This window comes from Archangium sp. Cb G35 (genome assembly GCF_001896145.1).
Classification (GTDB): Bacteria; Myxococcota; Myxococcia; order Myxococcales; family Myxococcaceae; genus Archangium; species Archangium violaceum.
This window is the reverse complement of the sequence record NZ_MPOI01000014.1, coordinates 452,679-479,499: the sequence shown is the minus strand read 5'-3', so window position 1 is coordinate 479,499 and position 26,821 is coordinate 452,679. Positions and strand designations below refer to the sequence as shown.

Here is a 26,821-nt window from a genome sequence, read left to right as displayed (position 1 = left end):
GGAGAGCCTCATCCTCGGCAATGCGTACCATCCGCCCGTGCTCGGGTTGAGCCGTCGTGCACTCGGCACGTAGAGGGCATTGGCCGCATACCTTTGCATCGAATTCCACGACAGACCCAGGCTTGAAGGGCAGCCTCTGGCCTCCTGGGCATGTGACTGTCCGGCTCCTCATGTCCAGCTTGAATGCTGACTTGGGCAACAGTTCCCCATTCTGTGTCGCCCACGGCTTGCACAGCACCTCGCCTCGCTGCTCCAGCACCGACTCCACCACCGGGCTTTTGATGTACCCACGGTCGATGTACAGCTCGCCAATCTCCATTCCCTGCCGTTGCATGTCCTTTTGGAGTTCTGGGGTGGCTTCCGCCTCGGGCCGATTTGCTGGGGTGACGGTGCACGCCACGATGAGGTCCAACTCCATCTCCGCCGCGATGTGTTGTTTGAAGCCGTTGAAGCGCTTGCTCTGGCTCTTGCGCCCGTGACGCATTTCGCCGTCTTCCACCGACACGCGCCTGTCGTGCGCCACGGTCTGGCGGATGCGCACTCCTCCTCCGTCCGGGTCCGGCTCCAGGTCCTGGCCGCGCAGTTGCTCGAGCGTCTTGAGGTGCCCCGCCAGGGGCTCCTCCACGAGTTGCTCGGGCAACTCCCGCCGCAGCCATTGCACCAGGCTGTCCAATTGTTGGATGAGGACTTGAAGCGCCCGTGTCCTCTGCCCGGCTTCATTCCAATCCACATCCAGCGCCTTCTTCACGCTCGACTCCAGCAGCAGGGGAATGCCCGCCTCGCGACACACCCTGTCAGTGGAGCATTTCAGCAGCCCCGCGACGCATGCCACCACCTTGCGCGCGGCATGACCCAGCAGGTTGAAGGTGTCCTCGACGCGGCCTGCTCCCTCCAATGGGCGCGAGTCGATGGCCACTCGCAGCGAGGACTTCAGCGCGCGCCAGCCGAACTCCTGCTGGCCCATGGCCACCTCCACGCTCTTCTCCAGCAGGCGCCGGTCCATGTTGGCGCCAATGAGGCGGTGGCGGAAGTCGCACAAGGCCCCCTTGGAGAAGGCTGGCTCGCTGTGGCCCAGGCAATCCAGCACCATCTGCACGCGCAGGTCGAAAACAGTCAGCTCCACCATGGTGGCATCCGAGGCGCCCAGATAGCCCTGAAGGAGCGTGGCCATGGCCATGCGTGCCGGAGGCAGCGGTTCTTTTCCCGCCCCCGTCTGGCGATACATGGTTTCCAACTCGGCCTGGAAGGCCTCATCGAAGAGCTCGTGGCGGTGTCTGCGCAGGAAGGCGAAGAGCTTCCCGGTGCTCTTCATCCGCTCGATGATGCGCTCCTCCTGCTCGCTCAGCTCCTGCTTGGGCCTCCACCGCTCTATCTCCATGGTTACCTCGCTCCGCCTCACGGCTGAAGTAAGGTGTCCATCCTGCCCCTTCTCTGTCGAGCCTCCTTCCAAGCCCTCGAAATCTCTAGAGCTTCAATCCGTCCGGTGCTCTAGGAGGACGATGTCCGGCTCGATGGTTCCGCGCAGACCCGACCAACCCTCTTGCGTCACGATCTGGCTCATCATGTCCTCGGGCATGTGTCTCCACTCGCCCGTCTGCGGATCGACGTAGAAGCGCGGATGGAGCAGGTACTTCCCCTTCAACAGCTTATCGAGCGCCTGGCTCAGACACGGCCAGGCCGTCTCGTGCTTGAAGAGTCCCAGGTAGGCGGCCCACGTCGTGCGCTCCCCCACCTTCACCTCCTGGCATTGCTCCCGCGTCGGGCTCTTCCCACCGAAGTGGTACTCATTTACTTCCTGCTCCGCGCTGCGCACGCACCGCACGATCTCCTCTTCGACCTTCTTGAGCAGATCCGTCGCCAGCGCCACGCCCCGGCGCTCGGCGGAGCCGATGTGCACGGTCGTCATCATCACTCCCGCCATGCCAGCGACAGCGACCTTGGCCGCCAGCGAAGGAGTTCGCCCCACCGTCCCGGCGGCCTCCTCCGCGACCCGCGCCAGTTCGGACGAGCCGGTGCAGCGTTCCCACTGACCCGGATTCTTCTTGAGGCAGCACTCCGGGGTCAGGTCCCGTGGACCACACTCCATTCCGAGCAAGGCCTCATCCGGCTCCGACAGACACCCCGCATGGAGCACGGCCAAGAGCACCAGCAACCGCACGGCCCCACTTCTTGCGGTATGCAGTATGGGGGCTACCATGGAGGTCACCATGACGAAGCGCGAGAACGGCGGAGTGGAACCCGGGAGCGAACAGCCCGCCATGGTAGCTGGAAGCGCGGGCAATCGCTGGTCTCGGCGCCGTCTGTTGCTGGGGGCCCTGGGGCTGGTGTCCGTCGCGGCAGTCGGCAGCCAGCTCGCCCTGGATGGGTTCGATGAAGGCAAGCCGAGCGCCGACGAGAACCCCTGGGAGGATCTGTCGCAGCAGCGCCTCTGGCTCTGTTTCGCAGGCCATCCTGGTGCGTACTCCTTCCTGGACCGGATGCTCCGGCCGCCCATCCACAGGACGAATGCGCCCGCACGGTTGATACGGGCATGTCTCCACCTGGAGCACGGCTCGCTGGACGCGATGCGGCGCGACCTGGGGTGGCCCGAGGTGAAGCACACGCAGGAGGCAGCCCTGCTGCTGGCGCTCGCCGAGCGCCGCGCCCGGTCCCCGGATTGGCGGCATGCCTTCTTCGAGTCCTGGGTCGAGCTCGGACGTCCGGATTTCAGCAAGAGCCCCCTGCTGCCCGAGCCCGTGATGAAAGACGAGAACCTCGTCCCCCTGGTGCATGACGAGAAGATGCCGCTCGCGGGGCCCCAGGGATTGCCGATGCTGACCGTCGTCCCAGAGCAAGATGACTTCCTGGAATGGGGGCCCGGCGAAGTGCGCATCAGCGACTCCGTGCCCCTGCTCATGGCCCTGCGCGAGCGGCTGTTGCTACTCGGAGCGGAGACGCCAGCACGCCAGCAACTGCTGCCCGCCGCGGAAGCGAGGCTCACTCAGCTCACTGGCCCCACTCCTTCCACCCTCCAGCTGGCCCTGCGCGTCTTCCTCGCGGAGCGTCCCCCCGAGGCCCTCTTCCAACGCCGCGACCTGGAGGCCCTCGAGCCGCTCGTCTCCCTGGAGTGGAAGCAACCGTCCAGCGAGCCTTTCTTCCGGGAGATGCGTGAGTCCCTGAAGGACGTGTTGCTGCTGCCCGGCCACCATGCCTTCCTGCTGGCCACCTGGGCCCAGGGAGTATCGCTGGGCAAGGAGCTGCAGCGGCGCGCCCGGGCCAGCGCAGCCCACCTCAACGAGAACGAGCGGCGGTGGATGGGGCGGCTGCTGTGGGAGGTCGGCACCCGCCTGCGCGAGCAGCACTCTCGCCTGGAGCTGGAAAGAGGACTGCTGCTGCAGGTGTACGGCTCCGAGCTGACGGGTCACAGCCCGACGCGGATGGAGAGCATCGACCTGTGGGTGGACCTGGGCAGGTGGGAGGAGGCGCTGAAGCGCTCGGGCTTCAAACGCTGGCCCCTGGCCTCGCTGCATGAGGAATCCTGCGAGCCCCGGATGCGCGACGAGCACACCTGGCTGAAGGCCTTCGCGGGCAAGAACGAGCTGCCCTGAAGCCGTCTGCGTGCGCCCTCAAGCCGCTTCCGTCCGGGGCACCTGGGCGAGGGCCACGCGAAGCTCCTCGCGCACCGCACGCAGATCCTCGGGGAGGGCCTCGGGGGCGAAGCCCGCGTCCATCTCGCGCGCCACGCCCTCCAACTTGAGCCGCCAGGAGGCGAGCCCCTCGGCATCACCCTCCCCGGGCCTCGCGTCGAGCACGGCGCGCCCGGCCTGGGCGATGCGCTGTGCGCGAGCCAGGGGGCCCGCGCTGGCCTCGAGCGCGGCGGCGGACAGGGCCGGGTTCTCCGAGTGCGCGAGCAGTTCCCGCAGCACATCGCGCGCGAGCGCCTGGGCCTCCTGGGTGGGCACGGCGTAGACGAGAGGCCACAGGTCGGCCATGCCCGGGGTGGCGCGCCCGGCGAGCGCGGCGGCGGCGGCCACCAGGCGCTGGGCCTTCACCATGCGCCGGTCGCTCAGGGAAATACCCGCGCCACGCAGGGTGCGCAGCGCGTGGGCCAGGTGGGGACGCACCGGCCCGAGGTCCGCCTCGCGCGCCGCCCGGGCCAGCACATCCAGCGCCTCCAGCGAAGCGGTGCGCGCCTCCTCGGCCTTCCACAGCGACGCGCCACCGGCGAGCAGATCCTCCAGCCGCGGGTCCGGCACGGGCGCGACGAAGGTGCGGACGAGGAAACGGTCCGCGAAGGCGGCGAGGGCCTCGTCCTCGGGCAGGGCGTTGGAGGCGCCCACGCACACGCGCAGGGGGCAACTCATGCGGGTGTGGCCGCGGCGGAAGACGCGCTCGTTGAGCAGGCCCAGCAGCGTGTTGAGGATGGCGGTGGAGCCGAGGAACACCTCATCGAGGAAGGCCACCTCGGCCTCGGGCAGCATGCCGGCCGTCTCCGTCTCCACGAGCCCCTCGCGCAGCTTGCGCAGGTCCACCGGACCGAAGATTTCCGAGGGCTCGGTGAAGCGGCCCAGGAGGTACTCGAAGTAGCCGCCGCCGAGTGCCCGCGCGGTGCGGCGCACGGCCTCGCTCTTGGCGGTGCCGGGCGGGCCGATGACGAGCAGGTGCTCACCCGCCACGGCACACAGCGCCACCAGCTCCACCATGGCCTCGCGCTCCACCAGACCCTGGCCGGCGTCGGTGAGGGCGTCACGAACCGAGCGGGCAGCCTCGTCGAATGAGAAAGACATGGAGCGGGACTCTACCCGGCCCACGTCCACGGCCGAACGCCCACCGGGAAACGTACCCACTGTATGGGTAGACCCGATGGGGCGGGTCTGGGCTAGACTCCGCCCCGCATGCGACACGTTGCGAGTCTCGGAGGCCTTGTGTTGGCGCTGTGGGCGGGGACATCGGCAGCGGGGCCCTGGCGGGGTTATGCCTCGGCCACCACCGGCTTCGTCCTCGATCACACCTCGGGCATCCGGGCCATGGGTGGTGCGTTGCAGCTCTATGTGGGCGCGGAGACGCCCTTCGGGCTGTCACTCGGGCTGGTGGGTGAAGGTGCCGAGACGTGGGGAGCAACCATCAATGGCCAGCAACTGCAACTGGACTACCAGTCGGTGGGGCTGGAGATGAGGCTGCGCTTCCTGCGGGATGGAGGGGTGAACCCGTGGGTGGGGCTGAGGGTGTCGCAGAGCCGCTCGACCCCGCTGACGCTGGATGACCTGGGCTCTCCGCGGCGGATGCTGCACGCCGGGTTGAGCACGGCGGTGCGGCTGGGGCTGGACGCGTGGCTGGGCGACCACCTGGGCATCACGGCCTCCACGGCGTGGCAGTGGTGTGACGTGCGGGTGGACAGCTCCATGAGCCCCTCGCTCGACGAGTGTGCCAAACCGCTGCACAGCATCCTGCTGGGCCCCACGCTGCGCTTCTAGCCCGCGCCCCCAGGTGTTCACTGTCGCGCGGCGCGCCGGTGCCGGGCCCACGAGGCCCGGCCACGGCCCGGGGACGGTGGCTAAGGTGGGCGCATGAATCGCGAATATCACCGCTGGTACAGCTCCCGGCTGGGCCGGGACATGGAGGTGCTGCTCTTCGGGCACTCGGGCGAGCCGGTGCTGCTGCTGCCCACCAGCCGGGGCCGTTTCTATCAAGCGGAGGACTTCGGGCTCATCGGCGCCATCGCGGACCGCATCCAAGCGGGGCGCTACGTCGTGGTGTGCCCGGACTCGGTGGACGGGGAGAGCTGGTTCAACACGTCCATCCATCCGCATGACCGGGTGGCGAGGCACGCGGCGTACGAGCAGTACCTGTTGCACGAGGTGGTGCCGCTGCTGATGTCGCGCAGCACGGGAGGCCGGCTGACGCTGGGCGGGTGCAGCTTCGGAGGCTTCCACACGTACAACATCGGGCTGAGGCACCCGAACACCTTCCGGCGGCTGGTGTCGATGGGGGGCAAGTTCGAGACGGCGGACTTCCTCGACGGCCACCAGGACGACAGCGTGTACTACCACTCGTGCATGCAGTGGCTGCCGGGGGTGTCGGACGCGGCGCAGCTGGCGGCGCTGCGCCGGGTGGAGATGGTGCTGGCGGTGGGCGAGCACGACTTCTGCCGGCCCTCGAACGAGCACCTGTCGAAGCTGCTGTGGTCGAAGGACATCAACAACCACCTGGCCATCTGGTGGGGAGGCACGCACGACTGGCCGGTGTGGCGGGAGATGATCCAGCACTACCTGCCGTGGTGAGGAGTGGGGCTCAGGAGCCCTGCCGCTCGCGCTCACGCAGGGCGACGAACTCGGCGGCGAAGTCGAGGAACTTGCGGATGGCGCTCTCGTGGTCGCCATCGCAATCCCGCAGGTACTTCACGTCCCAGCCCTCCCCCGGGAGCTCATGCTTCACGTCGCGGAGCCATTGGAAGAAACGGCGATACTCCTCATCCTTGATGCCGTTGGCGTCTTCGCAAGAGAGATAGCCATCGATGAAGGCCGCCATTCGGATGACGTTGATCTCCCCCATGTCCAGCAACAATCCTCGCGTCTTTTCCTGCCGCAAGCGCATCAGATAATCGAGCAGATAGACATGGCGGCGCGGCGCGACATCCGGTGGAGAACCCTGCTCATTCATGGTTTGGACACCACCTCCCAGGTGATTCCTTTCTGGGCATGAAGCCGGGAGAGGTAATCGGACAGTTTCATCCCGAATGGCCCTGTATACGCATCATGAATCATGTCCCCGACCCTGACAGCCACATGGTAGCCAGTGCGAGAGACGGAAGCATGCTTGGCGTTCGCAAGTTCGAAAACCATGTAGGGCTTCGTTTCATCGGTCTTGAACGCGATGTATTGCGGTGTCTGTCCAAGCTTGCCGTAGGCGGTGTGAATGAACTGGGCCACCTGCTGGCACCTGCCGGCCGTCTGATTCGCGACGTTGTAGGCAGCTTGCAGGTCCACCAACCACGCCGGTGCAGCCCGCCCCGTATGCAACTGGTACATCGTGATGGCGCCAGCGATGTCACCGCGAGCCACGTACGCCAGTAGCTTGACCTGGAAGGTGTTCGCGGCCAGCACACTGGCCTGGACCACCGTGGCCGCCACCATGGGCGATGCAGCCTGAACAGGACCGGACGCGGCCCCCACCACCAGCAGGAGCCCGAACACCCATCCTCGAAGCCTTCGCACCCTCACGCCTCCAGGGGACGGAGGGTGCCGGCGCTCTGACGCTCGAAGCGCCAGAAGAGCGCGAGCGCCACGGTGGTGAGCCCCAGGCACAGGCCCCACCAGATGCCCACCACGCCGAGCTTCAACCCGAAGCCCAGCAGCAGCGCCACCGGCAGGCCCACCCCGTAGTGCCCCACCAGGTTGGCCAGGAAGGTGAACCGCGTCTCCCCCGCCCCGCGCAGCACGCCCGCGCCCACGCCCTGGATGCCATCGGAAATCTGGAAGACGGCCCCCACCATCAACAACGGCACCAGCAGGGGAATCACCTCGGACGGCGTGCCCATGAGGCGGGCCAGCGGCTCGGGGAAGAGGGCGAACACCAGCGCGCACAACGACATGAAGCCCGCGCCCGAGACGAAAGCCATCAACCCGCTCATGCGCGCCCGCGGCGTATCGCGCGCCCCCACCGCCCAGCCCACCCGCACGCTGCCCGCGTTGCCAATGCCCATCGCCACCGTGAAGGAGAGGCTGGCATAGGAGATGGCGATCTGATGCGCGCTCATGCTCTCCGGCCCCAGCTTCCGCGCCAGCAGGCCCGCCAACGAGAAGACGCCCACCTCCGCCGTGATGTGGAGGCCAATGGGGACACCCACCCGCAGAGCCTGGAGGATGTCCGCCCGGACCGGCCGCACCGAGGGCAGGCCCCCGGACACGGGAATCTGGCGCACCGACCACGCGACGATGGCCCACTGCAGCACGCAGCACAGCAGCGTCGCGATGGCCGAGCCCTTCACCCCCATGGCGGGAATCAGGCGCAGCGGCCCACACCACGCGGGCAGCACCTCGCCGCCGAAGACGAAGAGGATGTCCGCGCCCAGGTTGAAGATGTTGGCCACCACCGTGGCCACCACCAACGGACGGGTGAGCGCCGCCGCCTGCAGGTAGGAGCGCGTGTTGATGAAGAGCAGCACCAACGGCAGGCTGGGCGCACGCCAGGCGAGGTAGTCCTGCACCAGCGGCAACTCCCCGGCCCCTACCCCGAAGAGGGGCAACAGCCAGGGAACCACCACCACCATCGGCACCGCCAGCACGCTGCCCGCCAGCAGCGCCAGATAGCTGCCCTGCCACAGGAGTGCCCGCGCGCGCGTCGCGTTGCGCGCTCCGAAGGCCTGCGACATCAGCGGGTCCACCCCCATCATCAACCCCACCGCGAGGCTGCTGACGGCGAAGAAGACGGAGGTGGCCACGCCAATGGCGGCCAGGGACTCGGTGCCCGCCCGGCTCACCACCGCCGTATCCACCAGGCTCATCATGGCCTGCCCCGCCTGGGCGATGGCGACGGGCAGGGCGAGCTTCCAGAGCTCTCGGAACTCTTCGCGGCGGCTGGGCAATGAAGCGGGTGGCATGGGCGCGAGGGGCTATAGCGGGTTTCCGCCTGGGATGCGCGGCTACCCTCGCGGACGTCCCAACCCCTGCTCGCCTGACCCATCAGCCGGCCGCCTGCTCCCCCAACAGACGGACGGCCGTCCCTCCCTCACTGCGAGGTGTAGGGGTTGAAGCGCGAGGTGGCCAGGGGCGAGGCCAGGTTGCTCACGTGGGACACGCGCACGCCCGCGTCGCCGATGGCGTACACGTAGTCATCCGCCATCACGCTGCGGCGCACGGCGGGCGTGTACACCCAGCTCCACTGGTTGAAGTTGATGACCTGGTACGCGTCCTTCATGGAGATGGAGCCCACCGGGGTGAAGCCGGCGGCCGTGTCCACGCGGAAGACGCGCAGCTCGCTCACGAAGTTGTTCCAGTAGTCAGTGGAGGACGACTGCGTCCAATCCGAGAAGGGAATGGCCAGCAGCCCCTTGGCCGGGAAGTAGTTGAAGGCCTTGTGGTCATAGAGCGCCTCGCTGTAGCCGTAGACGGTGCCCACCAGATGCGTGGCGGTCTCCCGCGGGTTGGCCATGTCCGACACGTCGAAGAGGCTCACCTTGACGGCACGCCCGCGCCAGTCGCCGTTCTCCGGCACGTGCTGGCCCACCGTCAGCAGGTGCGAATCCCCCACCGGGTGGATGTACGAGGAGAAGCCCGGCACCTTCAGCTCGCCCACCTTGCGCGGGTGCGCGGGGTCCGACAGATCGAAGGTGAAGAGCGGATCCACCTGCCGGAACGTCACCACGTAGCCCTTCTTGCCCATGAAGCGCGCGCTGTAGATGCTTTCACCCTTGGCCAGCTCCTCGCTCTGCCCCAGCAGCTTCAGCTGGCCGCCCTCCTGCGCGTAGGTGAAGACGCGGTTGGTCGTCTCGGTGCGGCCCCACTCGTTGCCTGACTCCGCCACCCGCGTGCTGATGGTGGTGGCCACGCGCAGCACGCCCTCGTGCTCGTCCATGCTGAATTGATCCAACAGGAAGCCCGGCACCGTGGCACTGGCCACGTACGAGGCGCGGTGCGGCTGGCTCAGGTCCAGCTTGTGCACATAGGTGTGGTCCGTCTGCCCCGCCTGCGGCCACCACCACCAGTGGCGCGCGGCCATGTAGAGCGCGTCCGCGGTGGCGTACACCTCACCCGGCTCGGACACCAGCGTGACGCGGCCCGGCGGCTGGAACGTCTGCGCATCCAGGTCCAGCGACGCCACGGTGACGAACCCCACCCGGGTGGGCGCGTTCGTCTTGTGGAAGTCCTGGCAGTCGTAGCCCAGCATCTCCACGGTGCCATCCGGCAGCTTGCGCCGGCCCTCGGGCACCCACTGCGTGAGGGGGCTCGCGCGGATGAGCTGCTCGTTGTTCGCCATCAGCCGGTCGATTTCCTTCTCCAGCCGCCCCTGGTCCTCCCAGAGTTCCTTGGAGTAGTCGGGCCAGAAACGCACGCCCGAGGGCCAGCGGAAGAAGTCCCGCATCACCAGCCGCGCCGAGCCGTCCGCCAGGCGCGCGTCCTGGTAGCCACCCGGCAGGTACACCTCGCCCGTCACCTGGGGCGCGGCGAGGTCCGTCACATCCACCGTCGTCACCTTGGTCGTCGAGGCGCCGCCGTAGCCACAGGGACCCATGGAGGCGCAGTCCGCCACCATGCCACCGGCGCTACCGGAGCCACTCGAGACCGGGGACGGCTCGGACACCACGGAGAAGACGACCACCTTGTTCCCGTGGAGGAACATCTGCCGGGGCCAGCCCTCGAGCGTCACCGAGGACTCCACGCGCAGCGACGCGGCCGGCCAGGAGCGGTGCACGTACAGCTTCTTCCCGGAGAGGACGAAGATGCGCGTGCCGTCGTTCTTCACGAAGTCCGCCTCGTCCACGCCCTCCACCTGGTTGTTGGTGCCGGTATGGTCCTTCGGACCGCTGCTCCCACCGCCCGACGCATCCCCTCCAGCGGCGGGCGGAGCGCCATCCGCGTACTCCAACGGGCCGCCGAACCAACCGCCCCACCCCTTCCAATAGGAGGGCTTGGAGCTCTCCATCCTCGAGCGCATGTCGAGCACCGCGGCGTCCTCGAGATAGGACTCGAGCGCCGCGCAGCTCCCGAAGGACTCCAGCCGCGCCCTCATCTGCACCGGCTGGTTCTCGGGAATGCCGCTCCTGTCACTGCACGCCGCCAGTCCCAGCAGCGCGAGCGCCAACCCACTGTGTGTCTTCATGTTCGTGACTCCTCGAAATCGTCTTCCGGCCTGAGGTGCGGCGGGCTTCTGCCACCCGTGTGCCAGGAGCCGGGCGCCTCACGGGATGCCCGGGATTTCGCGGAGTTGGAGACGGACTGCCCGTGAGAGGAGCCTCGGAAAGTCGAGACCCCTCACACCGGACAGCCGGAAAACCGAGAGCGCTACAGCCCGCAGAAGGGCTGGATGCGCGCCTCCGTCACCTCGAAGCCCACGGCGAGCGACGACACCACCGATGGCACCGCGGGAGGCTGGTTGTAGAGCAGATAACGGGTGGAGTCCGGCATCAGGACGAGCGACTCGGAAAGGACCAGTTGCCCGCGCGGCCGCAGCTCGAGGAGCCGGTCACCCTTGTCCGTGAAGGTGATGGCCGTCAGGGACGGCGGGGCCGTCCTCGATTCCTGCCAGCGGAAGAGTGCCACCTCCGGCTCCACCGCCCCAGGCTGCGCCGCCAGCTGCATGCGCTGGACCTCCTTCTCGAAGGTCACGAAGGACATCGACGACTCACAGGGGGCCACCGGACCGCACTTCGTGGAGGAGACCCGGGACTTCGCCGGGCTCCCCGTCTCGAAGCCGTTCTCCACGTAGTACACGAAGTACTCCGATGCGCTGTCCGGCAGAGGAAGGATGAAGGGCGAATGGGGGGGCGTGCTCAGCGAGTGCTTGATGGCCATGGGTCTGCCGAGTACGCCCGCGGTCGAAACGGTGGCCGTCTGGTTGTAGTAGGCGACGCTGCCGTTGGTGTCCGTGAACATGTCCTGGTACGCCACCACGAACCCATCCCCCGAACCATCCGGCGAGGCCTGGAACCAGAGGTCCGAGAACACGGTGCCGAGCCGGGTAGGCCCCTTGCGGCTCCCCTCGTCGAGGTTCCGGGCCACCGTGACCACGAAGGACTCCTCCGGCGTCTTGACGAGCACGAGGATGTGGGTCTTGTTGACGGCCAGCTTGAGCAGGTCCGGCGCGATCGTCGAGCCACTGCCGGCCGAGGCGTCATAGGGAATCTCGATCGCATCCTTGTTGGTGAGGCTGCCCGCCCCATTCACCGTGGCCAGATAGACCCGATAGAGGGACGGCCCCGTTCCCTCCGGGGCCTGCACGCCCACCCACGCCACCGCGACCGTGTCGCCCTGGGCCGCGAGCGTGGGCAGCTTGAAGGACATGAAGGGATGGGAGAACTCCTTGCCCAACGTCCAGGTGCCATCCGCGGTGAGGGTCCTCGTCACCAGGCGCCCTGTCTCCGCGGTCAAGGTGAGCAACGTGTCCTGCGAACCGTCGGGCATGCGCCGCACGGCGATGGCGGCCGCGGAAGAGGAACCGTCGTGCTTGAGCGTCAGCTCGAGGGGGTTGGCCCAGTTGTCGGACTCGCCGTCGCAGTCGTTGTCCTGGCCATCGCACTTCTCGAACACCGGAGTGACCACATCCTCGCAGGGCTCGAAGATGCCCAGGGCATTGCACAGCTTCGTGCCCGCACTGCATACGCCCCTGTCGGAGCCAGAGCCACAAGCCACGCGTGTGCCGGGCTCGCACTCCAGCTCACTGCGGGGAATGCAACGCTCCACGATGCACACCAGACCCGGCGGGCACGGATGGTCCGAGTTGCATTCGTAGTAGGTACCGGGGCGTTCGGCCTCGAGCTCGGCGATCGTCGGGACGGTGCAGGCGAAGGCCCCCGCGAGACAGGACAGCAGCAGGAGCTTGGAAACGTGGCTCACGGCGACCCCCCTCCCGTGGAGGTGGAAGCAGGAGCGCTGGAGCTCCCGGGAATGAGGAACGTGGCGAGCGCTCCCAACGCGGCCGCGCTCGCGGTGCCGAACAGGATGTTGGCGATGAGGGCCTGGCGCTCGGCGTCCTTCAGGCGATCGGTGCGCACGTCATAGTAGGTGGTGTCGAGCGCGGACCGGACGCTGGTGGACGATTGCAGGCCGAAGAAGCTCGCCGCTCCGCCGGCCACCGCGCCCGTGCCCAGCAGCACCAGGGGCAGCACCCGGGGACCGGACGCCGCCGGGGTATTGGCGGAGGGGACATAGGCGGGCGCCTGGGGCCGCGGCTCCACGTTGGCGGTGAGATCAGGGGAGGACTGGACCGGGCGATCCGCCGGCGCGGTGGCCACGGGCGCCGGGGTGCTCTTCCCGGAGAGGCCCAGATCGGCCAGGACGGCCCGGCGAACCTCCTCGAAGTCGCGCTCCAGCTTGGGGGATACCTTCACGGGCAGCGTCGCGTCCGGCTTCAGGTAGAGCCCGGTGCGGAACGCGGCCAGCGACTCCTCCCGCTGCCCGAGCTCCGCCTGCACCACGCCCTGGTACAGGGCCACCGGCACCTCCTGCTCGATGCCCTTCGCCAACGCCTTGGCCCGGCTCAGCTGAGCCAGGGACTTTTCGTACTCAAAGCTCTCGTAGAAACGGACAGCGGCGGAGAACACGCTCTGGAAGTCCTCCTGGACGGCCGGAGTCTTGGTGGCCGGACTCTTGCGGGCCGGGCTCTTCCGGGCGGGCGGCTTCCGGGCGGGAGCGGCGGCGAGCGCCTGGGCGGGCAGGCATGCCGAGAGACAGAGAGCGAGCAGCCGCGCTCGCCCTGTCCGGAGGGAACTGGCTTTCATGATGCGCCAACGTAGCAGGAGGGAGCCCGCCGCTGGCAGCCCCCCCTCTCCGCGCCCGAGACGCGGTGGGCATATGATGAGGCCGCATCCGCCTCCAGGAGAGGGTTTTGACGCAAGTCGGCAAGTACCAGCTGGTCAGCAAGCTCGCCACCGGAGGCATGGCCGAGGTGTTCCTCGCCCGGGTGGAAGGGCCGATGGGCTTCGAGAAGACGCTCGTGCTCAAGCGCATCCTGCCGCACCTGGCGGAGGACCCGGCGTTCGTGGGGATGTTCTTCACCGAGGCGCGCGTGGCCGCGCAGCTCAACCATCCCCACATCGTGCAGATCTTCGACTTCGGCCAGGCCGACGGCACCTACTACCTGGCGATGGAGTTCATCGACGGGCCGGATCTGCGCACGCTGTCCACGCGGGCCGTGCAGGCGGGAGTGGCGCTGCCGCCGGCCTTCTGCGCGAAGGTCATCTCCGCGGCATGCGAGGGCCTGGCCTTCGCCCATGACTTCGTGGACCCGGCGAGCGGCAAGCACCTGGAGCTCATCCACCGCGACATCAGCCCCGACAACATCCTGCTGTCACGCCAGGGGACGGTGAAGGTCGTGGACTTCGGCATCGCCAAGGCCACCAACCAGAGCCACAAGACGAAGACGGGCCTCATCAAGGGGAAGATCGCCTACATGCCGGTGGAGCAGCTGCAGGGCCAGCAGCTCGACCGGCGCGTGGACGTGTACGCGCTGGGGCTGGTGCTCTACGAGCTGCTCACCGGTCAGTACCCCTTCGAGGCCACCACCGACGTGAGCATGATGCAGGCCATCCTCTTCGAGCCGCTCGTGCCCGCGTCGTCGCGGCGCCCGGACCTGCCCCAGGCGCTGGTGAGCATCCTCGACAGGGCGATGTCCAAGGTGCGTGAGCAGCGCTATCCGGACTGCGTCTCGTTCCAGGCGGATCTGGAGCGGTTCATCCTCTCCACGGGCCAGACGGTAGGTGCCCGGGACATGGCGCAGTGGGTGGAGCGGCTGTGCCCGAGGAACAGCGGGCCGGCGAAGCCCAATCCCAGCGACCGGGAGGACGTCGGCAGCAGCGCCACCCTCATGTCGCCCAAGCAGACGCCGTCCAGCGTCAAGCACCGCGCGACCATGGCCGTCCCGCTCGATGCCTCGGAGACACCTGGGAGCCAGACGAGCACCGCGCGCTTCCCGACCGCGCTGTCCCATTCCACCGCGCGGGACACCGAGCCCCCCTTGGAGCCCACGCTGATGTCTCCCAGCCAGCGTGGCCTGCCCGCGGTCCAGTCCGGGAAGCCAGCCGCGGCGGAGAATACGGCTGCTCCCGCGAAGAAGGACGCCCCCCGCCGCGCCGGTCTGGCCGCGATGGTGGGAGGCCTGGTGCTCGTCGCCGCGGGCAGTGGCTTCGTGCTCTCCCGCGCGACCAGCGCCCCTCCGGAACCCGTGCAGGCCATGTCCACGCCGCCAGCGGGACCTCCACCGGTGGCCGCCCCGCCGCCCCAGCCCGAACCGGTGGTGGCAGCCCCGGCGGCTCCAGCCCCAGCGGCACAGCCCGAGCAACCGGCGGAGGCCAGCGAGCCCGTGGCCGCGCAGACTCCCGAGCCCGCCGGAGAGCAGCCCCGGCCGGAGCCCGCCACGCCTGAGCCCACCAAGGCGCAGCCGGCGCAGCGCAAGCCCGCGAAGGCGAGGCTGGAGTTCCGCGTCCGGCCCTATGCCACCGTGTTCCTCGACGGGAAGGCGCTCGGTCAGACGCCGCTCAACAAGCCCGTGCAGGCCACCATTGGTACGCACACCGTGCGGTTCCTCAACCATGAGTTGGGAAAGGACATCTCCCGGACCATCGAGGTGAAGGCCGGTCAGCCCAACATCATCACGCACGACTTCTCGAAGTAGGGGCTCACCCGAAGTGGTACGCGGAGAGCCGGATGCCGAGCATCGTCCCGTTGTACGCGAGGCTGCCGCGGTCCTCTCCGGCCGCGCCCGCGATGACCATCAGGGGCAGCAGGTGCTCTTCGCTCGGATGGGCCTGACGGGCCGCGGGCGCCGCCGCCCACTGTGAGAGCCGCTGGTCGCGCTCCTTCGGCTCGAGCGTGGCGGCCTCGCGCAACCACGCGTCGAACGTCTCCGAGACACCGCGGGCGCTCGGGCCGAAGAAGTTGCGCAGATCGTGGTACGTCATCCCGCTGCCGATGATGAAGACGCCCTCGTCGCGCAGGGGCGCGAGCGCCCGTCCCATCGCGAGGTGCTCGCGGGGATCCAACCCCCGCTTGAGGGAGAGCTGCACCGTGGGCACCTCGGCATCCGGGTAGGTGAGCTTGAGCGGGACGAACGTGCCGTGGTCGTAGCCGCGGCTCGCATCGGTGGCCGTCTGGAAGCCCGCGGCGCCGAGCAACTCCCGCACCCGCTCGGCGAGCCGCGGCTCACCCGGGGCGGGCCAGGTGAGCTGGTACGACTCGGGCGGGAAGCCGTAGTAGTCGTAGAGCATGGGCGGCCGCGGGCTCGTCATGACGGTGGGCACGGGCTCCTCCCAGTGCGCCGAGATGACGAGCAACGCTCGCGGCGGTGTCTTCGGCAGCGCGCGGACGGAGCGCAGGTAGCCGGCGAGTGCATCGAGGCCCGCCTGATCGCCGAAGCCGAGATCGACGAACGGCCACGGGCCACCACCGTGGGGCATGAAGACGACGGGCATCCGCTGTCCGCCGGAGCCCTTCCGCTGCTCTTCCGGGCTGGCCTGCGTGTCACCGCTCAGGCTCGAAGCCGCGGCGAGGGTCGCGGCACCTACCAGGCCCACGGCCAGTGCACGCCGCCGCGTGACTCCATCACCCTGCTCGTCGCTCATGTGCTGGCTCCTCCGTCGGGAGGAGGATGCACTCACCGGGCGTCGTTGTCACACTCGTGCGAGGGACGGAACGGCAGGGCCCAGAGCCGCTGGCCGTGGGCCTCGTCCCAGGCGAGGAAGAAGACATCCCAGCCGGAGCGCACGAAGCCCACCGGGTCCGAGGAATCCATGCCCGGAGCCACCTCATCGAGCGGCACCGCTCTCCCGGGCGAGCCGTTGCTCACCCAGGGCTCGCGGCCGTGGTCCGGCGTCTCCGCGTTGAAGAACAGGTTCCCATCGATGGCGGTCAGCGCCTCGGGCAATGAGCCCCCGGCACCCGGAACGAGGTCCTCGAGGAGGCGCGTGCCGGAGGCCGTGCCATCGCTCACCCACAGCTCGCGCCCGTTCATCCCATCGTCCGCGGAGAAGAAGAGCCGGCGTCCCAGCGCGGTGAGTCCGCCGGGGAACGAGCCCTCGGAGCCGGACCAGATGTCCTTCACGCGCTGCGTCCCCTTCCGGGAGCCATCGCTGCGCCACAATTCCTCGTCAGCGGCGTTCCCCTCCGAGCTGGCGCTGAAGTACAGCCGCCCGCCCATCGCCACCAGGTCATGCAGCGTGGGGAACATGCTCACGAGCACGGGGGCCCCGCCGCTCGTCGTCATCCACAGCTCGGCCATGGTGTCGTCGTGGACGCTGGTCGACACGAAGAACAGCTTGTTGCCCACCACCGTCAGCGACTCCAGGCCACCGCCCTCGCTGGACCTCCGGAACAGCTCGGCGGCGGGGGACTTCCCGTTGGTCCGCATCAGCCGCATGAAGAATCCCTGGTAGTGGCTGATGAAGTAGAGCGACCCATCTCCCCCGCGCGTCAGCATGTAGGGGCCGGTGCCCTCGGGGCCGGGGTCCAGGTCCTCGACGAGCCACGTCCCCGCGGGCGTCCCGTCGCTGCGCCACAGCTCGCGCCCGTGCTCGGGGTCTCCAGCGGAGAAGTAGAGCAGCCCGCCGAACTCGATGAGTGCTCGGGGATACGAGCCATCCGCGCCGGGCCAGATGTCCTTCACCAGCCGGGTGCCCCCGGAGGAATCATCACTCACCCACAGCTCGCGCCCGTGCTCGCCGTCGTCGGCGACGAAGAAGACCCGGTTGCCCACACGGGTGAAGCCCATGGGCTCCGACCCTTCCGGCCCGGGACGGACATCCTTCAAGAGCGAGGTGCCACGGCCTCCGGTGCCGGTGCTCACCCAGGGCTCGCGGCCGCGCATCCCATCATCGGAGGCGAAGAAGAGAACGTGCTCGCCGCGGACCAGTCTTCCCGGCTCCGATTCGTCCGAGCCAGGAGCGACCTCCAGCAGAGGAGAAGCGGCGCGGCCACAGGGCTTCCAGCCTCCGGCTTCCAGGAGGGCCTCGCCGGCCTGGGCCTGGGCGGGAGTGGAGAGCAGGGCCAGCAGCACGGAGAACGGACGCCAGCACCTCATGGGAACCTCTCGGGTGGGGTGGGACGGCCCGCAAGGTGGGGGCGAGCGGTCCCACGGCCACCCGAGCGAGGGTCCGGGGTGAACAACCCTCGGCGAACAATCCCGGCAAGCCCACCATTTGGCTCGGACCGTGGGGCCGGGTTGGCGGGCGGGCAAGGCCACTTAGGTTTTGACCTCGAATCAGCGGAGACCCGTGGAGGCGGAGATGTCCATGAAACCGATTCTTTCCCAACCGCGCGTGCTCGCGCTGTGGCTCGTGGGATGCGCGATGTTGGCGGGCCCGGCGTGGGCGCAAACTCCCGCGCAGGTGGGGCAGTGGTCGAACGTCATGGCCTGGCCGCTGTCCGCCACCCACGCGAGCCTGCTGCCCACCGGCAAGGTGATGTTCTTCGGCGAGTTCGCTCAGGGGGATGACCCACCGGGGCTCTGGGACCCGGGCACGGGTGGAGTCAGCCGGCTGCCGGCGCCGGGCTACAACATCTTCTGCGCGGGCCACTCCTTCCTCGCGGACGGCCGGCTGCTCCTCACCGGCGGGCACATCGAGAGCCACGTGGGCCTCGAGGACGCGACGGTGTGGGATCCGTTCACCTCGAGCTTCATCCGCCAGCCGGACATGAACGATGGGCGCTGGTACCCCACCAACGTGACGCTCGCCAACGGGGACGTGATGGTGATCTCCGGCGAGACGGTGGGCACCGGCATCATGAACGAGATTCCCCAGCGCTACCTGGCGGCCACCGGGACGTGGCGGGACATGACGACGGCGCGGCTGAAGCTGCCGTACTACCCGAGGATGTTCCTGGCGCCCGATGGCCGGCTCTTCCTGGCGGGGCCGCAGCGGCTGAGCCGCTTCATGAGTACGAGCGGCACGGGCTCCTGGACCTCCGGGCCCTCGAGCAACTACGGCACCCGGAGCTACGCGCCCGCGGTGTACCTGGATGGACGGGTGCTCATCATCGGGGGAGGAGATCCACCGACGGGCACGGTCGAGCAAATCGATCTGAACGTGGCCTCGCCGGTCTGGCGGTACATGGCGCCCATGAGCACGCCGCGGCGGCAGCACAACGCGGTGTTGCTGCCGGACGGGACGGTGCTGGTGACGGGCGGCAGCCGGGGCAGTGGCTTCGACAACAAGAGCTCCCCCGTCTTCCATGCCGAGGTGTACAACCCCGCGACCAACCGCTGGACGCGGCTCGCCAGCAACACGCTCTATCGCGGCTACCACGCCACCACGGTGCTGCTGCCGGATGGGCGCGTGCTGAGCGCGGGAGGCCGCAACGCGAACTCCGCGGAGGTCTTCTCGCCGCCCTACCTCTTCAAGGGAGCGCGGCCCGTGGTGAGCTCGGTGCCTGACGTGGTGTCGCCGGGGACGACGTTCACCGTCTCGACGCCGGACGCGAGCCGGGTGACGAAGGTGACGCTGATAGCCCTGGGCTCGGTGACGCACGCCTTCGACCAGAACCAGCGGCTGCTCACCCTGCCCTTCACGCGCGGCAGCGGCACCCTCACCATCACCGCCCCGGCGAACAACAACCGGGCGCCGCCGGGCTACTACCAGCTCTTCCTGGTGAACGACGCGGGCGTGCCCTCCGTGGGACGGATGGTGCGGATTTCGACCGTCCCGTAATCCCTTTCAAGGAAGTGACCCAACAACCCCTCTCCCCTCGGGAGAGGGTCAGGGTGAGGGTGTCTGTCCCTGTTCTTCAACCCATGGACCCCAACTGTGGGCAGGGGGTTCAACCCGGGATTCGTGGCACCCTCACCCCGTCCCTCTCCCGGTGGGAGAGGGGAGATTGGGCTCAATCCCGGCGGCCGGAGAGCAACTGGGTGAGCTGGCGCGCCACCTGGGCGCACTGCTCGGCGTCGCGGCCCTCCAGGGCCGAGTAGCCGGTGGCCAGCAGCGAGCGGACGTTGATCATCGCCGCGTCCGCCTCGTCACTGGGATTCTCCTCGGCGGAGCGCTGCAGCAGCTTGGCCAGCTTCTCGCCACGCTCCAGCAGCTTGCGGAACGTCTCCTCCGTCTTCTTCGCGTCCGCCTGCGCCTGCCTCTGCGCGTAGGCGGCCTGCTCCTTCACGAGCCGCTCGGCCTCCTGGCCCGGCAGGTGGGGACGCGCCTCCAGCTTCACCGCCTCGCTCAGCCCCGACTTCAGGTCCGTGGCGCGCACCGACAGCGTGCCCTCGTTGGACAGCTCGAACGTCACCTCCAGCGGCGTGTCCGAGCGCGAGGCGCCCTGGAGGTTGCGCAGCACCACCTCGCCCAGCTTGCGGTTCTCATCCTGCATCTCGCTCTCGCCCTGGAAGATGGGGATGCGAGCCTCCGTCTGTCCGTGACGGCCCGGGTGGAAGACGTCCTTGGCCACCACCGGCACCGAGCTGTTCCGGGGAATGAGGTGCTTCACCCTCCCGCCCATCACGCCCACGCCCAGCGAGTTGCCCACCACGTCCAGCAGCAGCGCGGCGCCCGACTGCCGCGCCAGCTCGTCCGCGTGGATGGCCGCGCCCAGCGCCACCGCCTCGTCCGGGTTGACCTCGGTGGAGGGCGCCTTGCCGAAGAAGTCCGTCACCAGCCGGCGGATCAACGGCACGCGCGTCATGCCGCCCACCAGCAGCACCGTGTCCACGGAGTGCGGGTCCATCCCCGCTTCCTTCATCACCGACTCGCACACCGAGAGGCACCGCTTGGACAGCGGCTCACACAGCTGCTCGAAGAAGCTCCGCGTCAGCGCCGTCTCCAGGCCCGTCAGCTTGCGCGCCGGCTGGGTGTGGTCCCCCAGCCCGTCCAGGGAGATGAGCGTCTCCTCGTACTCCGTCAGCTCGCGCTTGGCCTGCTCGGCGGCCACCTTCAGCTTGTGCATGGACACCACGTCCCGGTGCACCAGCTCGCGGTGGTTGTCGTCCACCTGCGCCAGCAGCCATTCGACGATCTTGAGGTCGAAGTCCTCGCCGCCCAGCGCCGGGTCTCCTCCGGTGGCCTTCACCTCGTAGACGCCGTCCGTAATCTCCAGGACGGTGACATCGAAGGTGCCGCCGCCCAGGTCGAACACGAGCGCATGGCCCTGGAAGCCACGCGACAGCCCGTAGGCGAGCGCCGCGGCGGTGGGCTCGTTGATGAGGCGGATGGCGTCCAGCCCGGCGATGGTGGCCGCCTCGCGGGTGGCCTGGCGCTGGCTGTCATCGAAGTTGGCCGGAACGGTGATGACGCACTTGCTCACCCCGCGCCCGAAGAAGGCCTCGGCATCCAGCTTGAGCTCACCCAGAATCATCGCGGACACCTGGGTGACTGGCACGGTGCGCCCGGCCATCTTCACGCGCACGTCTCCGGTGTTGCCGCCCGCCAGCTGGTAGGGCACCACCGCTTTGGCCTGCTGGACCAGCTCCGGGGTGAAGCGCCGCCCGATGAAGCGCTTGGTGGCCCACACCACGCAGTCGGGGTGCTCCTTCGCGAGCTCCTGGGCCTTGGTGCCCACCACGCGCTCGGCCAGCTTGGGGGTGAGTCCCACCACGGAGGGGGTCAGCCGGCCTCCCGCGCGTGAGGGGATGATGCGAGGCCGGCCCTCCTCCACGGAGGCCACGGCGCTGTTGGTGGTGCCCAGATCGATGCCGATGACGGGGTCGCGCATTGAAGGAAGTACATGATACGCCGGAGAAGCGCGGACCCGGAGTCCCCTGGTGGACCTCCCCGGCGGGTACAGCCCCAGGGGAACTTATTGGAGACTCCGTAAGGGGAACACGGCCCGGCGTTGCCCCCGGCCGGGGGGCGTGCTAAGGGCCGCCGCGCCATGGTGAACGTGTCAATCGCCCGCCGTTACGCCCGCGCGCTCCTCGATGTCGCCACTGAAGCTGGCCGCGCCGATGCCGTGTCGGAGCAGCTCACTACCCTCTCCAGCGCCGTCGGCCAGAGCCGCGAGCTGGCGGACGTGCTGTTCAACCCGGCCTACACCCGCGAGCAGCGCGCCCGCGTGGTGGAGTCGCTCCTCAAGGCGCTCGGCCAGGTGGAGCCCGTGCTGGCCAACACCATGCGTCTGCTGGTGGACCGCAACCGGCTCGGCTACCTGCCGGACATCGCCCGCCTCTACCGGGACATGGTGGACGCCCAGGCCGGCCGCGTGCGCGGCCACGTCACCAGCGCCATCCCCCTGTCCAACGACACCCTCCAGTCGCTGGCCGGCACCCTCAAGCAGCTCACCCAGCGCAACGTGGTGCTGGAAGCCCGCGTGGACCCCTCCGTCCTCGGTGGTGTCGCCGCCCAGGTGGGCAGCACCCTCTATGACGGCACCCTGCGCACCCAGCTCGAGCAGCTTCGCCGCGAGCTGAAGCAGCGCTAGCCGTCTCGCTTGCTGGACTCCCGAGGAAGCCGAGTTGTCGGCTCCTCCCCACTTCCCGGCAAGCCCGGTATTCCCAGGGGGCCAGGGAAAGGCTATGGTGTGACCACACGGGTCCCAGCCCGTGTCCTCCACCATGGCGCAGCCCGTCCTCCACCGCTCTCATGCCGCCCCTATGGCCCCTTCTTTTTCCGAGGAGGCCCAGCAGTGCTTCGGGGCGCTACTCCATGCGTCGGGTATTGGACTGGCCTTCCTCGACAAGGAGCTGCGGTTCCGCTTCGTCAGCACCGCGCTGATGACCCTGAGCGGACTGCCCGGCAGCGCGTACGAGGGCCGCACCGCGGGCGAGGTCTGGCCCGGGATGGCCAAGGAGCTGACGCCCCTGCTCCAGCGTGCCCTGGCCGGCGAGCAGGTGTCGGGCGCGCGGGTGTCGGGCCAGCCGGGATTCCTCTCGAATACCCACGTGCGGCACTTCCGGGTCACGGTGCTCCCGGCGTCCTCGGGCGGAATGCGCTCGGGCGTGGGGCTGATGATGGAGGACGAGACGGAGCGCGTGGAGCGGGAGCAGGCGCTGCGCGAGAGCGAGGAGCGGCTGCGCGGCCTCGTCGCCGTCTCGTGTGACGGCTACTTCCTGCATGACGCGGGCATCGTCCTGGACGTGAGCCCCGCGCTGGCCAACCTCTTCGGTAGCCCGGCGGAGGAGATGGTGGGCCAGCCGTTGGCGCGCTGGGTGGCGCCCGAGTCCCGCGAGGCGGTGCAGCGGGCCGTGTCCCGGCAGGTGGAGTCCCCGTACGAGCTGACGGGGCTGCGCGCCGACGGCAAGCGCCTCTTCCTGGAGGTGCTGGGACGGCCGGTGGAGTTCTGCGGACGCAGCGTGCGGATGACGGCCGTATGGGACATCAGCGCGCGCAAGGCCGCCGAGGAGGCCGCGGCCCGGGCCGACACCTTCCGCGAGCAGTTGCTGGGGGTGGTGGGCCATGATCTCCGCACCCCCCTCTACGCCATCCAGCTCAGCGTGGGCGCGCTCCAGCGCGGCGGTGGGTTGAGCGAGACCCAGGCCCGTCAGGTGACGCACGTGTCCACGGCGGCGCGGCGCATGGAGCGGATGATCCACGAGCTGCTGGATTTCACGCGGGCGCGGCTGGCCGGGGGGATTCCGGTGCGGCCGGCGCCGCTGACGCTCGACAAGCTGCTGGAGCGGGTGGTGGAGGAGTTCCAGGCGTCGCACCCCGCGCGGCTGATCGTCTCCAAATCCGAGGGAGACCTGCGGGGGAGCTGGGACGAGTCGAGGCTCGGCCAGCTGCTGGACAACCTGGTGGGCAACGCCGTGCAGCACAGCCCCGAGGACACGCCGGTGGAGGTGAAGGCGGTGGGGGTGCCGGACGGCATCACCCTGACGGTGCGCAACGAGGGTCCGCCGGTGCCGTTGGAGGAGCGGGCGACGTTGTTCGAGCCCTTCAAGCGGGGCAAGCGCGCCAGTGGCGATGGGCTGGGGCTGGGCCTCTACATCGCCCGGCAGATCGTAGTGGCCCATGGGGGCCGCATCTCGGTGGAGTCCGGAGTGGGGCTGGGCACGCGTTTCATCGTGTGGCTGCCCCGGCACGCCCCGGGCTCCTGAGAGGGAAACCCCCTCCCCTCCAGTGTCGCTTACAGCGCCGATGACAACCGGTGCCCACGAGGGCCCTTGCGCGTTGCGGTGGGGGGGTACGCGTGGTAAGGGGGCCCCGCCATATAGGTTTCTCTGGCGGCATTCCCACCGGCCGCCCCTGTGCAAGGACGCAAGATGGAAATCCGCGCCGACGAGATCAGCAGAATCATCCGCGAGCAGATCAAGGACTACGGCAAGAAGGTCACCATCGCCGAGACCGGGACCGTGCTCTCCGTGGGCGACGGTATCGCCCGTGTCTACGGCCTCGAGGGTGTGCTGTCGGGCGAGCTGGTGGAGTTCTCCAACGGGGTGAAGGGCCTGGTGCTCAACCTCGAGGAGGACAACGTCGGTATCGCCATCATGGGTGACTTCAAGGACATCCGCGAGGGTGACCTGGTGAAGCGCACCTCGCAGATCGCCTCCGTGCCCGTGGGCAAGGGACTGCTGGGCCGCGTGGTGAGCCCCCTGGGCGAGCCGCTGGATGGCAAGGGTCCCATCACGTCCACCGAGACGCGCCGCCTGGAGGTGAAGGCGCCCGGTATCGTGAAGCGCAAGAGCGTGCACGAGCCCCTGCAGACGGGCATCAAGGCCCTGGACGCGCTGGTTCCGATCGGCCGCGGTCAGCGCGAGCTCATCATCGGTGACCGCCAGACGGGCAAGACGGCGGTGGCCATCGACGCCATCATCAACCAGAAGGGCCTGAACGTTTACTGCGTGTACGTGGCCATCGGCCAGAAGCAGTCCACGGTGGCCCAGGTGGTGGAGAAGCTGACGCGCGCGGGCGCCATGGAGTACACGGTGGTGGTGACGGCGAACGCCTCGGACCCCGCGCCGATGCAGTTCTTCGCCCCGTACGCCGGCGTGGCCATCGGCGAGTACTTCCGCGACAACAAGATGCACTCGCTCATCGTGTACGACGACCTGTCCAAGCAGGCCGTGGCGTACCGTCAGCTGTCGCTGCTGCTGCGCCGTCCGCCGGGCCGCGAGGCTTACCCGGGCGACGTGTTCTTCATCCACAGCCGCCTGCTGGAGCGCGCCGCGAAGCTGTCCGACGAGGAGGGCGCCGGCTCGCTGACCGCGCTCCCCATCATCGAGACGCAGGCCGGTGACGTGTCGGCCTACATCCCGACGAACGTCATCTCCATCACCGACGGGCAGATCTTCCTCGAGACGGACCTGTTCTTCGCCGGTGTGCGTCCCGCCATCAACGTGGGCCTCTCGGTGTCGCGCGTGGGAAGCGCGGCGCAGATCAAGGCCATGAAGCAGGTGGCCGGTACGCTGAAGCTGGACCTGGCGCAGTACCGAGAGCTGGCGGCGTTCGCGCAGTTCGGCTCGGACCTCGACAAGGCGACGCAGGAGACGCTGGCGCGCGGCGCCCGCCTGGTGGAGGTGCTGAAGCAGGGCCAGTACGAGCCGATGCCGGTCGAGAAGCAGGTGATGCAGCTGTACGCGGCGACCAACCGCGAGGACGCGAACAAGCGCGGGTGGATCCGCCAGGTTCCGGTGTCCGACGTGGTGCGCTGGATGCGCGAGTTCATCGAGTTCTCGGATGGCCGCCACCCGCAGGTCGCCAAGGACATCGCGGCCAAGCGCGAGCTGACGGCGGACATCAAGACGGCGCTGAACAAGTGCATCGCCGAGTTCAACGAGGTGTTCCAGGCGACGGCGGGCGCGAAGATCTGATCAACGCCCCGAGCTGAAGCCTCACAAGGCCCCGCGCTCCGAAAGGAACGCGGGGCTTCGTGTTTTCAATATCCCCTCGCCCCCCCGGGAGAGGGACAGGGTGAGGGTGCCACGTGCCACGGGTTGCTACGAGACGACCCGTTTCGCGACCCCGAGCGCCTTGTCCAGATACCCGGCGAGCTCGGTCAACCGGGCCACGGCCTGGGTGACCTTGTTCAGCTCATCGGCGGCCTCGGCGAGGGCGTGGTTGGTGTTGTGCATGGAGTCGGTGGCCTGCTTGAACTCGGCGGAGTTGGCGTCGAAGCGGGCGCCGAGCAGTTGCATGAGCAGCTCGCGCAGACGCTTGCCATGAGCCAGGTACTGGGCACGGGTCTCTGCGGGCAGGGCACCACTCATCGACAACTCGAAGCTGCGCTCGACGATGCGGGTCAACGTCTGGGTGTCGAAGAGCATGGGGCTTACTCCTTCTTGGGAGGCTCGCTGATGCGCTGGACGGCGGCGGCGGCGGTCTGCACACGGCCCTGGAAGGACTGCATGGCGGCGGAGAGCTCCTCGAAGGACTCCACCTTGCGCTCGGAGCGGGCGAAGAGGAGGAGGGCCTCGTGGGCATCGCGCAGGGCGCGGGCCATCTCCACGGGCTGGGCCACCACGAGGGCCTCGTAGGTATCGGAGGCGCGGCGGATGTCGTCGAGCACGGCACGGCGCTCGGCGAGGGAGAGCTTCTCGCGGTTCAGGTTGTAGAACATGACCCGGGAGGCGAGGGCCTGCTTCGCCCCGGTGAGACGCTGGGGCCCGAGCACTTCCACGAGGTCCGACTCGAGCAGGTCGAGGATGGCGTTCACCTGGGGTGCGCCCTGCTCGATGCCCTTCTGGAGGGCCGCGGCCTGCCGGGCTTCGAGGAAGAGCGAGGTGGCCACGCCCACGAGCGTCGTCACCGGCTCCACGTACCGGCTGGCCGAGGCATCTCCCCTGCCCGCCAGCGACTCCATCTGCTTGCCCAGGGTACCGAGCTGCGTGCCCAGGGCCTGGGAGCCCTCGGACAGCTTGCCGGGGTTCTCCGCGCCCGCGAGGGTGGCCAGCCGCTCGGCGTAGACGCCGAGCAGGGCAATGGCGTCCATGCGGGCCTGGATGGACTCGGGGGAGAAGAGCTTGCCCACCAGGGGCGTGGGCCGCCCCGCGGCGTCACTGGCGAACACCTCCAGGGAGGTGTCGTACAGCCGCTCGTCGAGATAGAGGTCACGCTCGAAGCGGTTGAGCTCCGAGTAGTACCGGCCGAGCGCGGTACTGGCCTCGGTGCTGCCCTCCTGGAAACGGGCCACGGGCTCGCGGAAGCTACCCGGTGTCTTGCAGCCCGCCGGCAGCATCAGTGCGAGCGCCAGCGATACACCCGCCAGGGTCCGCGCCCCTCCTCGCATCCCTCTCATGGGCTCCTCCTCCGTCGGTATGGAGTCGACCCCACCAG

The 26,821-nt window shown here is 68.8% G+C and carries 22 protein-coding genes; 8 read left to right on the top strand and 14 right to left on the bottom strand.

Features of this window, described 5'->3' with window-relative positions; translation table 11 throughout:
- On the bottom strand, nt 1–1,378 hold a 1,378-nt coding region (locus BO221_RS38880; protein ID WP_073565900.1), incomplete at its 3' end, for an IS1182 family transposase.
- A gap of 93 nt (nt 1,379–1,471) precedes the next feature.
- On the bottom strand, nt 1,472–2,158 hold the full coding sequence (locus BO221_RS38875; RefSeq protein WP_073565899.1) for a hypothetical protein: 687 nt from the start codon (nt 2,156–2,158) through the stop codon (nt 1,472–1,474).
- A 49-nt stretch (nt 2,159–2,207) separates the two neighbouring features.
- On the opposite strand from BO221_RS38875, the gene BO221_RS38870 reads away from it, so the two are divergent.
- Nucleotides 2,208–3,587, top strand: coding sequence for a hypothetical protein (locus BO221_RS38870; protein WP_073565898.1), 1,380 nt, complete (start codon nt 2,208–2,210; stop codon nt 3,585–3,587).
- Between the two features lie 18 nt (nt 3,588–3,605).
- Here BO221_RS38870 and BO221_RS38865 read toward each other — a convergent pair whose 3' ends face one another.
- Nucleotides 3,606–4,766: an AAA family ATPase gene (locus BO221_RS38865; RefSeq protein WP_073565897.1), complete on the bottom strand. Its 1,161-nt coding sequence runs from the start codon at nt 4,764–4,766 to the stop codon at nt 3,606–3,608.
- Nucleotides 4,767–4,904: 138 nt separating this feature from the next.
- On the opposite strand from BO221_RS38865, the gene BO221_RS38860 reads away from it, so the two are divergent.
- Nucleotides 4,905–5,453, top strand: coding sequence for a hypothetical protein (locus BO221_RS38860; RefSeq protein ID WP_233166454.1), 549 nt, complete (start codon nt 4,905–4,907; stop codon nt 5,451–5,453).
- Nucleotides 5,454–5,546: 93 nt separating this feature from the next.
- A complete protein-coding gene (locus tag BO221_RS38855; protein ID WP_073565895.1) occupies nt 5,547–6,260 on the top strand; it encodes an esterase family protein in 714 nt (237 codons plus the stop codon).
- 10 nt (nt 6,261–6,270) lie between these two features.
- On the opposite strand, the gene BO221_RS38850 is transcribed toward BO221_RS38855, so the two are convergent.
- The 6 genes from BO221_RS38850 to BO221_RS38825 all read right to left on the bottom strand — a co-directional run bounded on the left by BO221_RS38850 (nt 6,271) and on the right by BO221_RS38825 (nt 13,414).
- Nucleotides 6,271–6,639 carry a hypothetical protein gene (locus BO221_RS38850; RefSeq protein ID WP_073565894.1) on the bottom strand — a complete coding sequence of 123 codons (369 nt, stop codon included), beginning with the start codon at nt 6,637–6,639 and terminating at the stop codon, nt 6,271–6,273.
- Nucleotides 6,636–7,172: a hypothetical protein gene (locus BO221_RS38845; protein ID WP_073565893.1), complete on the bottom strand. Its 537-nt coding sequence runs from the start codon at nt 7,170–7,172 to the stop codon at nt 6,636–6,638. The genes BO221_RS38850 and BO221_RS38845 overlap by 4 nt, the downstream gene beginning before the upstream one ends.
- A gap of 23 nt (nt 7,173–7,195) precedes the next feature.
- Nucleotides 7,196–8,578 carry an MATE family efflux transporter gene (locus tag BO221_RS38840; protein ID WP_073565892.1) on the bottom strand — a complete coding sequence of 461 codons (1,383 nt, stop codon included), beginning with the start codon at nt 8,576–8,578 and terminating at the stop codon, nt 7,196–7,198.
- A 128-nt stretch (nt 8,579–8,706) separates the two neighbouring features.
- Nucleotides 8,707–10,797 carry a beta-propeller domain-containing protein gene (locus BO221_RS38835; protein WP_073565891.1) on the bottom strand — a complete coding sequence of 697 codons (2,091 nt, stop codon included), beginning with the start codon at nt 10,795–10,797 and terminating at the stop codon, nt 8,707–8,709.
- Nucleotides 10,798–10,979: 182 nt separating this feature from the next.
- Complete coding sequence (locus tag BO221_RS38830; RefSeq protein WP_073565890.1) at nt 10,980–12,530, bottom strand: hypothetical protein; 1,551 nt, start codon at nt 12,528–12,530, stop codon at nt 10,980–10,982.
- Nucleotides 12,527–13,414, bottom strand: coding sequence for a hypothetical protein (locus tag BO221_RS38825; RefSeq protein ID WP_083682078.1), 888 nt, complete (start codon nt 13,412–13,414; stop codon nt 12,527–12,529). Before BO221_RS38825 ends, BO221_RS38830 begins: the two co-directional genes overlap by 4 nt.
- Before the next feature lie 107 nt (nt 13,415–13,521).
- On the opposite strand from BO221_RS38825, the gene BO221_RS38820 reads away from it, so the two are divergent.
- Nucleotides 13,522–15,306 (top strand): serine/threonine-protein kinase, encoded by a 1,785-nt coding sequence (locus tag BO221_RS38820; RefSeq protein ID WP_073565889.1) that lies wholly within the window; start codon nt 13,522–13,524, stop codon nt 15,304–15,306.
- 4 nt (nt 15,307–15,310) lie between these two features.
- On the opposite strand, the gene BO221_RS38815 is transcribed toward BO221_RS38820, so the two are convergent.
- Both BO221_RS38815 and BO221_RS38810 read right to left on the bottom strand, forming a co-directional pair.
- Nucleotides 15,311–16,252 (bottom strand): class III extradiol ring-cleavage dioxygenase, encoded by a 942-nt coding sequence (locus BO221_RS38815; protein WP_083682076.1) that lies wholly within the window; start codon nt 16,250–16,252, stop codon nt 15,311–15,313.
- Nucleotides 16,253–16,284: 32 nt separating this feature from the next.
- Nucleotides 16,285–17,706: an ELWxxDGT repeat protein gene (locus BO221_RS38810; protein WP_083682074.1), complete on the bottom strand. Its 1,422-nt coding sequence runs from the start codon at nt 17,704–17,706 to the stop codon at nt 16,285–16,287.
- Between the two features lie 211 nt (nt 17,707–17,917).
- Here BO221_RS38810 and BO221_RS38805 point away from each other — a divergent pair, with 211 nt between their 5' ends.
- Nucleotides 17,918–19,333 (top strand): galactose oxidase-like domain-containing protein, encoded by a 1,416-nt coding sequence (locus tag BO221_RS38805; RefSeq protein WP_158079990.1) that lies wholly within the window; start codon nt 17,918–17,920, stop codon nt 19,331–19,333.
- A 172-nt stretch (nt 19,334–19,505) separates the two neighbouring features.
- Here BO221_RS38805 and BO221_RS38800 read toward each other — a convergent pair whose 3' ends face one another.
- Nucleotides 19,506–21,326: an Hsp70 family protein gene (locus BO221_RS38800; RefSeq protein WP_073565887.1), complete on the bottom strand. Its 1,821-nt coding sequence runs from the start codon at nt 21,324–21,326 to the stop codon at nt 19,506–19,508.
- Between the two features lie 159 nt (nt 21,327–21,485).
- Here BO221_RS38800 and atpH point away from each other — a divergent pair, with 159 nt between their 5' ends.
- The 3 genes from atpH (at nt 21,486) to atpA (ending at nt 25,359) form a co-directional block, all read left to right on the top strand.
- Nucleotides 21,486–22,031: an ATP synthase F1 subunit delta gene (gene atpH / locus BO221_RS38795; protein WP_073565886.1), complete on the top strand. Its 546-nt coding sequence runs from the start codon at nt 21,486–21,488 to the stop codon at nt 22,029–22,031.
- A 172-nt stretch (nt 22,032–22,203) separates the two neighbouring features.
- Complete coding sequence (locus tag BO221_RS38790; RefSeq protein ID WP_233166453.1) at nt 22,204–23,646, top strand: PAS domain-containing sensor histidine kinase; 1,443 nt, start codon at nt 22,204–22,206, stop codon at nt 23,644–23,646.
- Nucleotides 23,647–23,811: 165 nt separating this feature from the next.
- A complete protein-coding gene (gene atpA, locus BO221_RS38785; protein ID WP_073565885.1) occupies nt 23,812–25,359 on the top strand; it encodes a F0F1 ATP synthase subunit alpha in 1,548 nt (515 codons plus the stop codon).
- 126 nt (nt 25,360–25,485) lie between these two features.
- Here atpA and BO221_RS38780 read toward each other — a convergent pair whose 3' ends face one another.
- Both BO221_RS38780 and BO221_RS38775 read right to left on the bottom strand, forming a co-directional pair.
- The gene (locus tag BO221_RS38780) at nt 25,486–25,812 is read right to left on the bottom strand and encodes a hypothetical protein (RefSeq protein WP_073565884.1); all 327 of its coding nucleotides are present in this window, start codon (nt 25,810–25,812) and stop codon (nt 25,486–25,488) included.
- 5 nt (nt 25,813–25,817) lie between these two features.
- Complete coding sequence (locus BO221_RS38775) at nt 25,818–26,783, bottom strand: hypothetical protein (protein ID WP_143195931.1); 966 nt, start codon at nt 26,781–26,783, stop codon at nt 25,818–25,820.
- Nucleotides 26,784–26,821 lie beyond the last annotated feature (38 nt).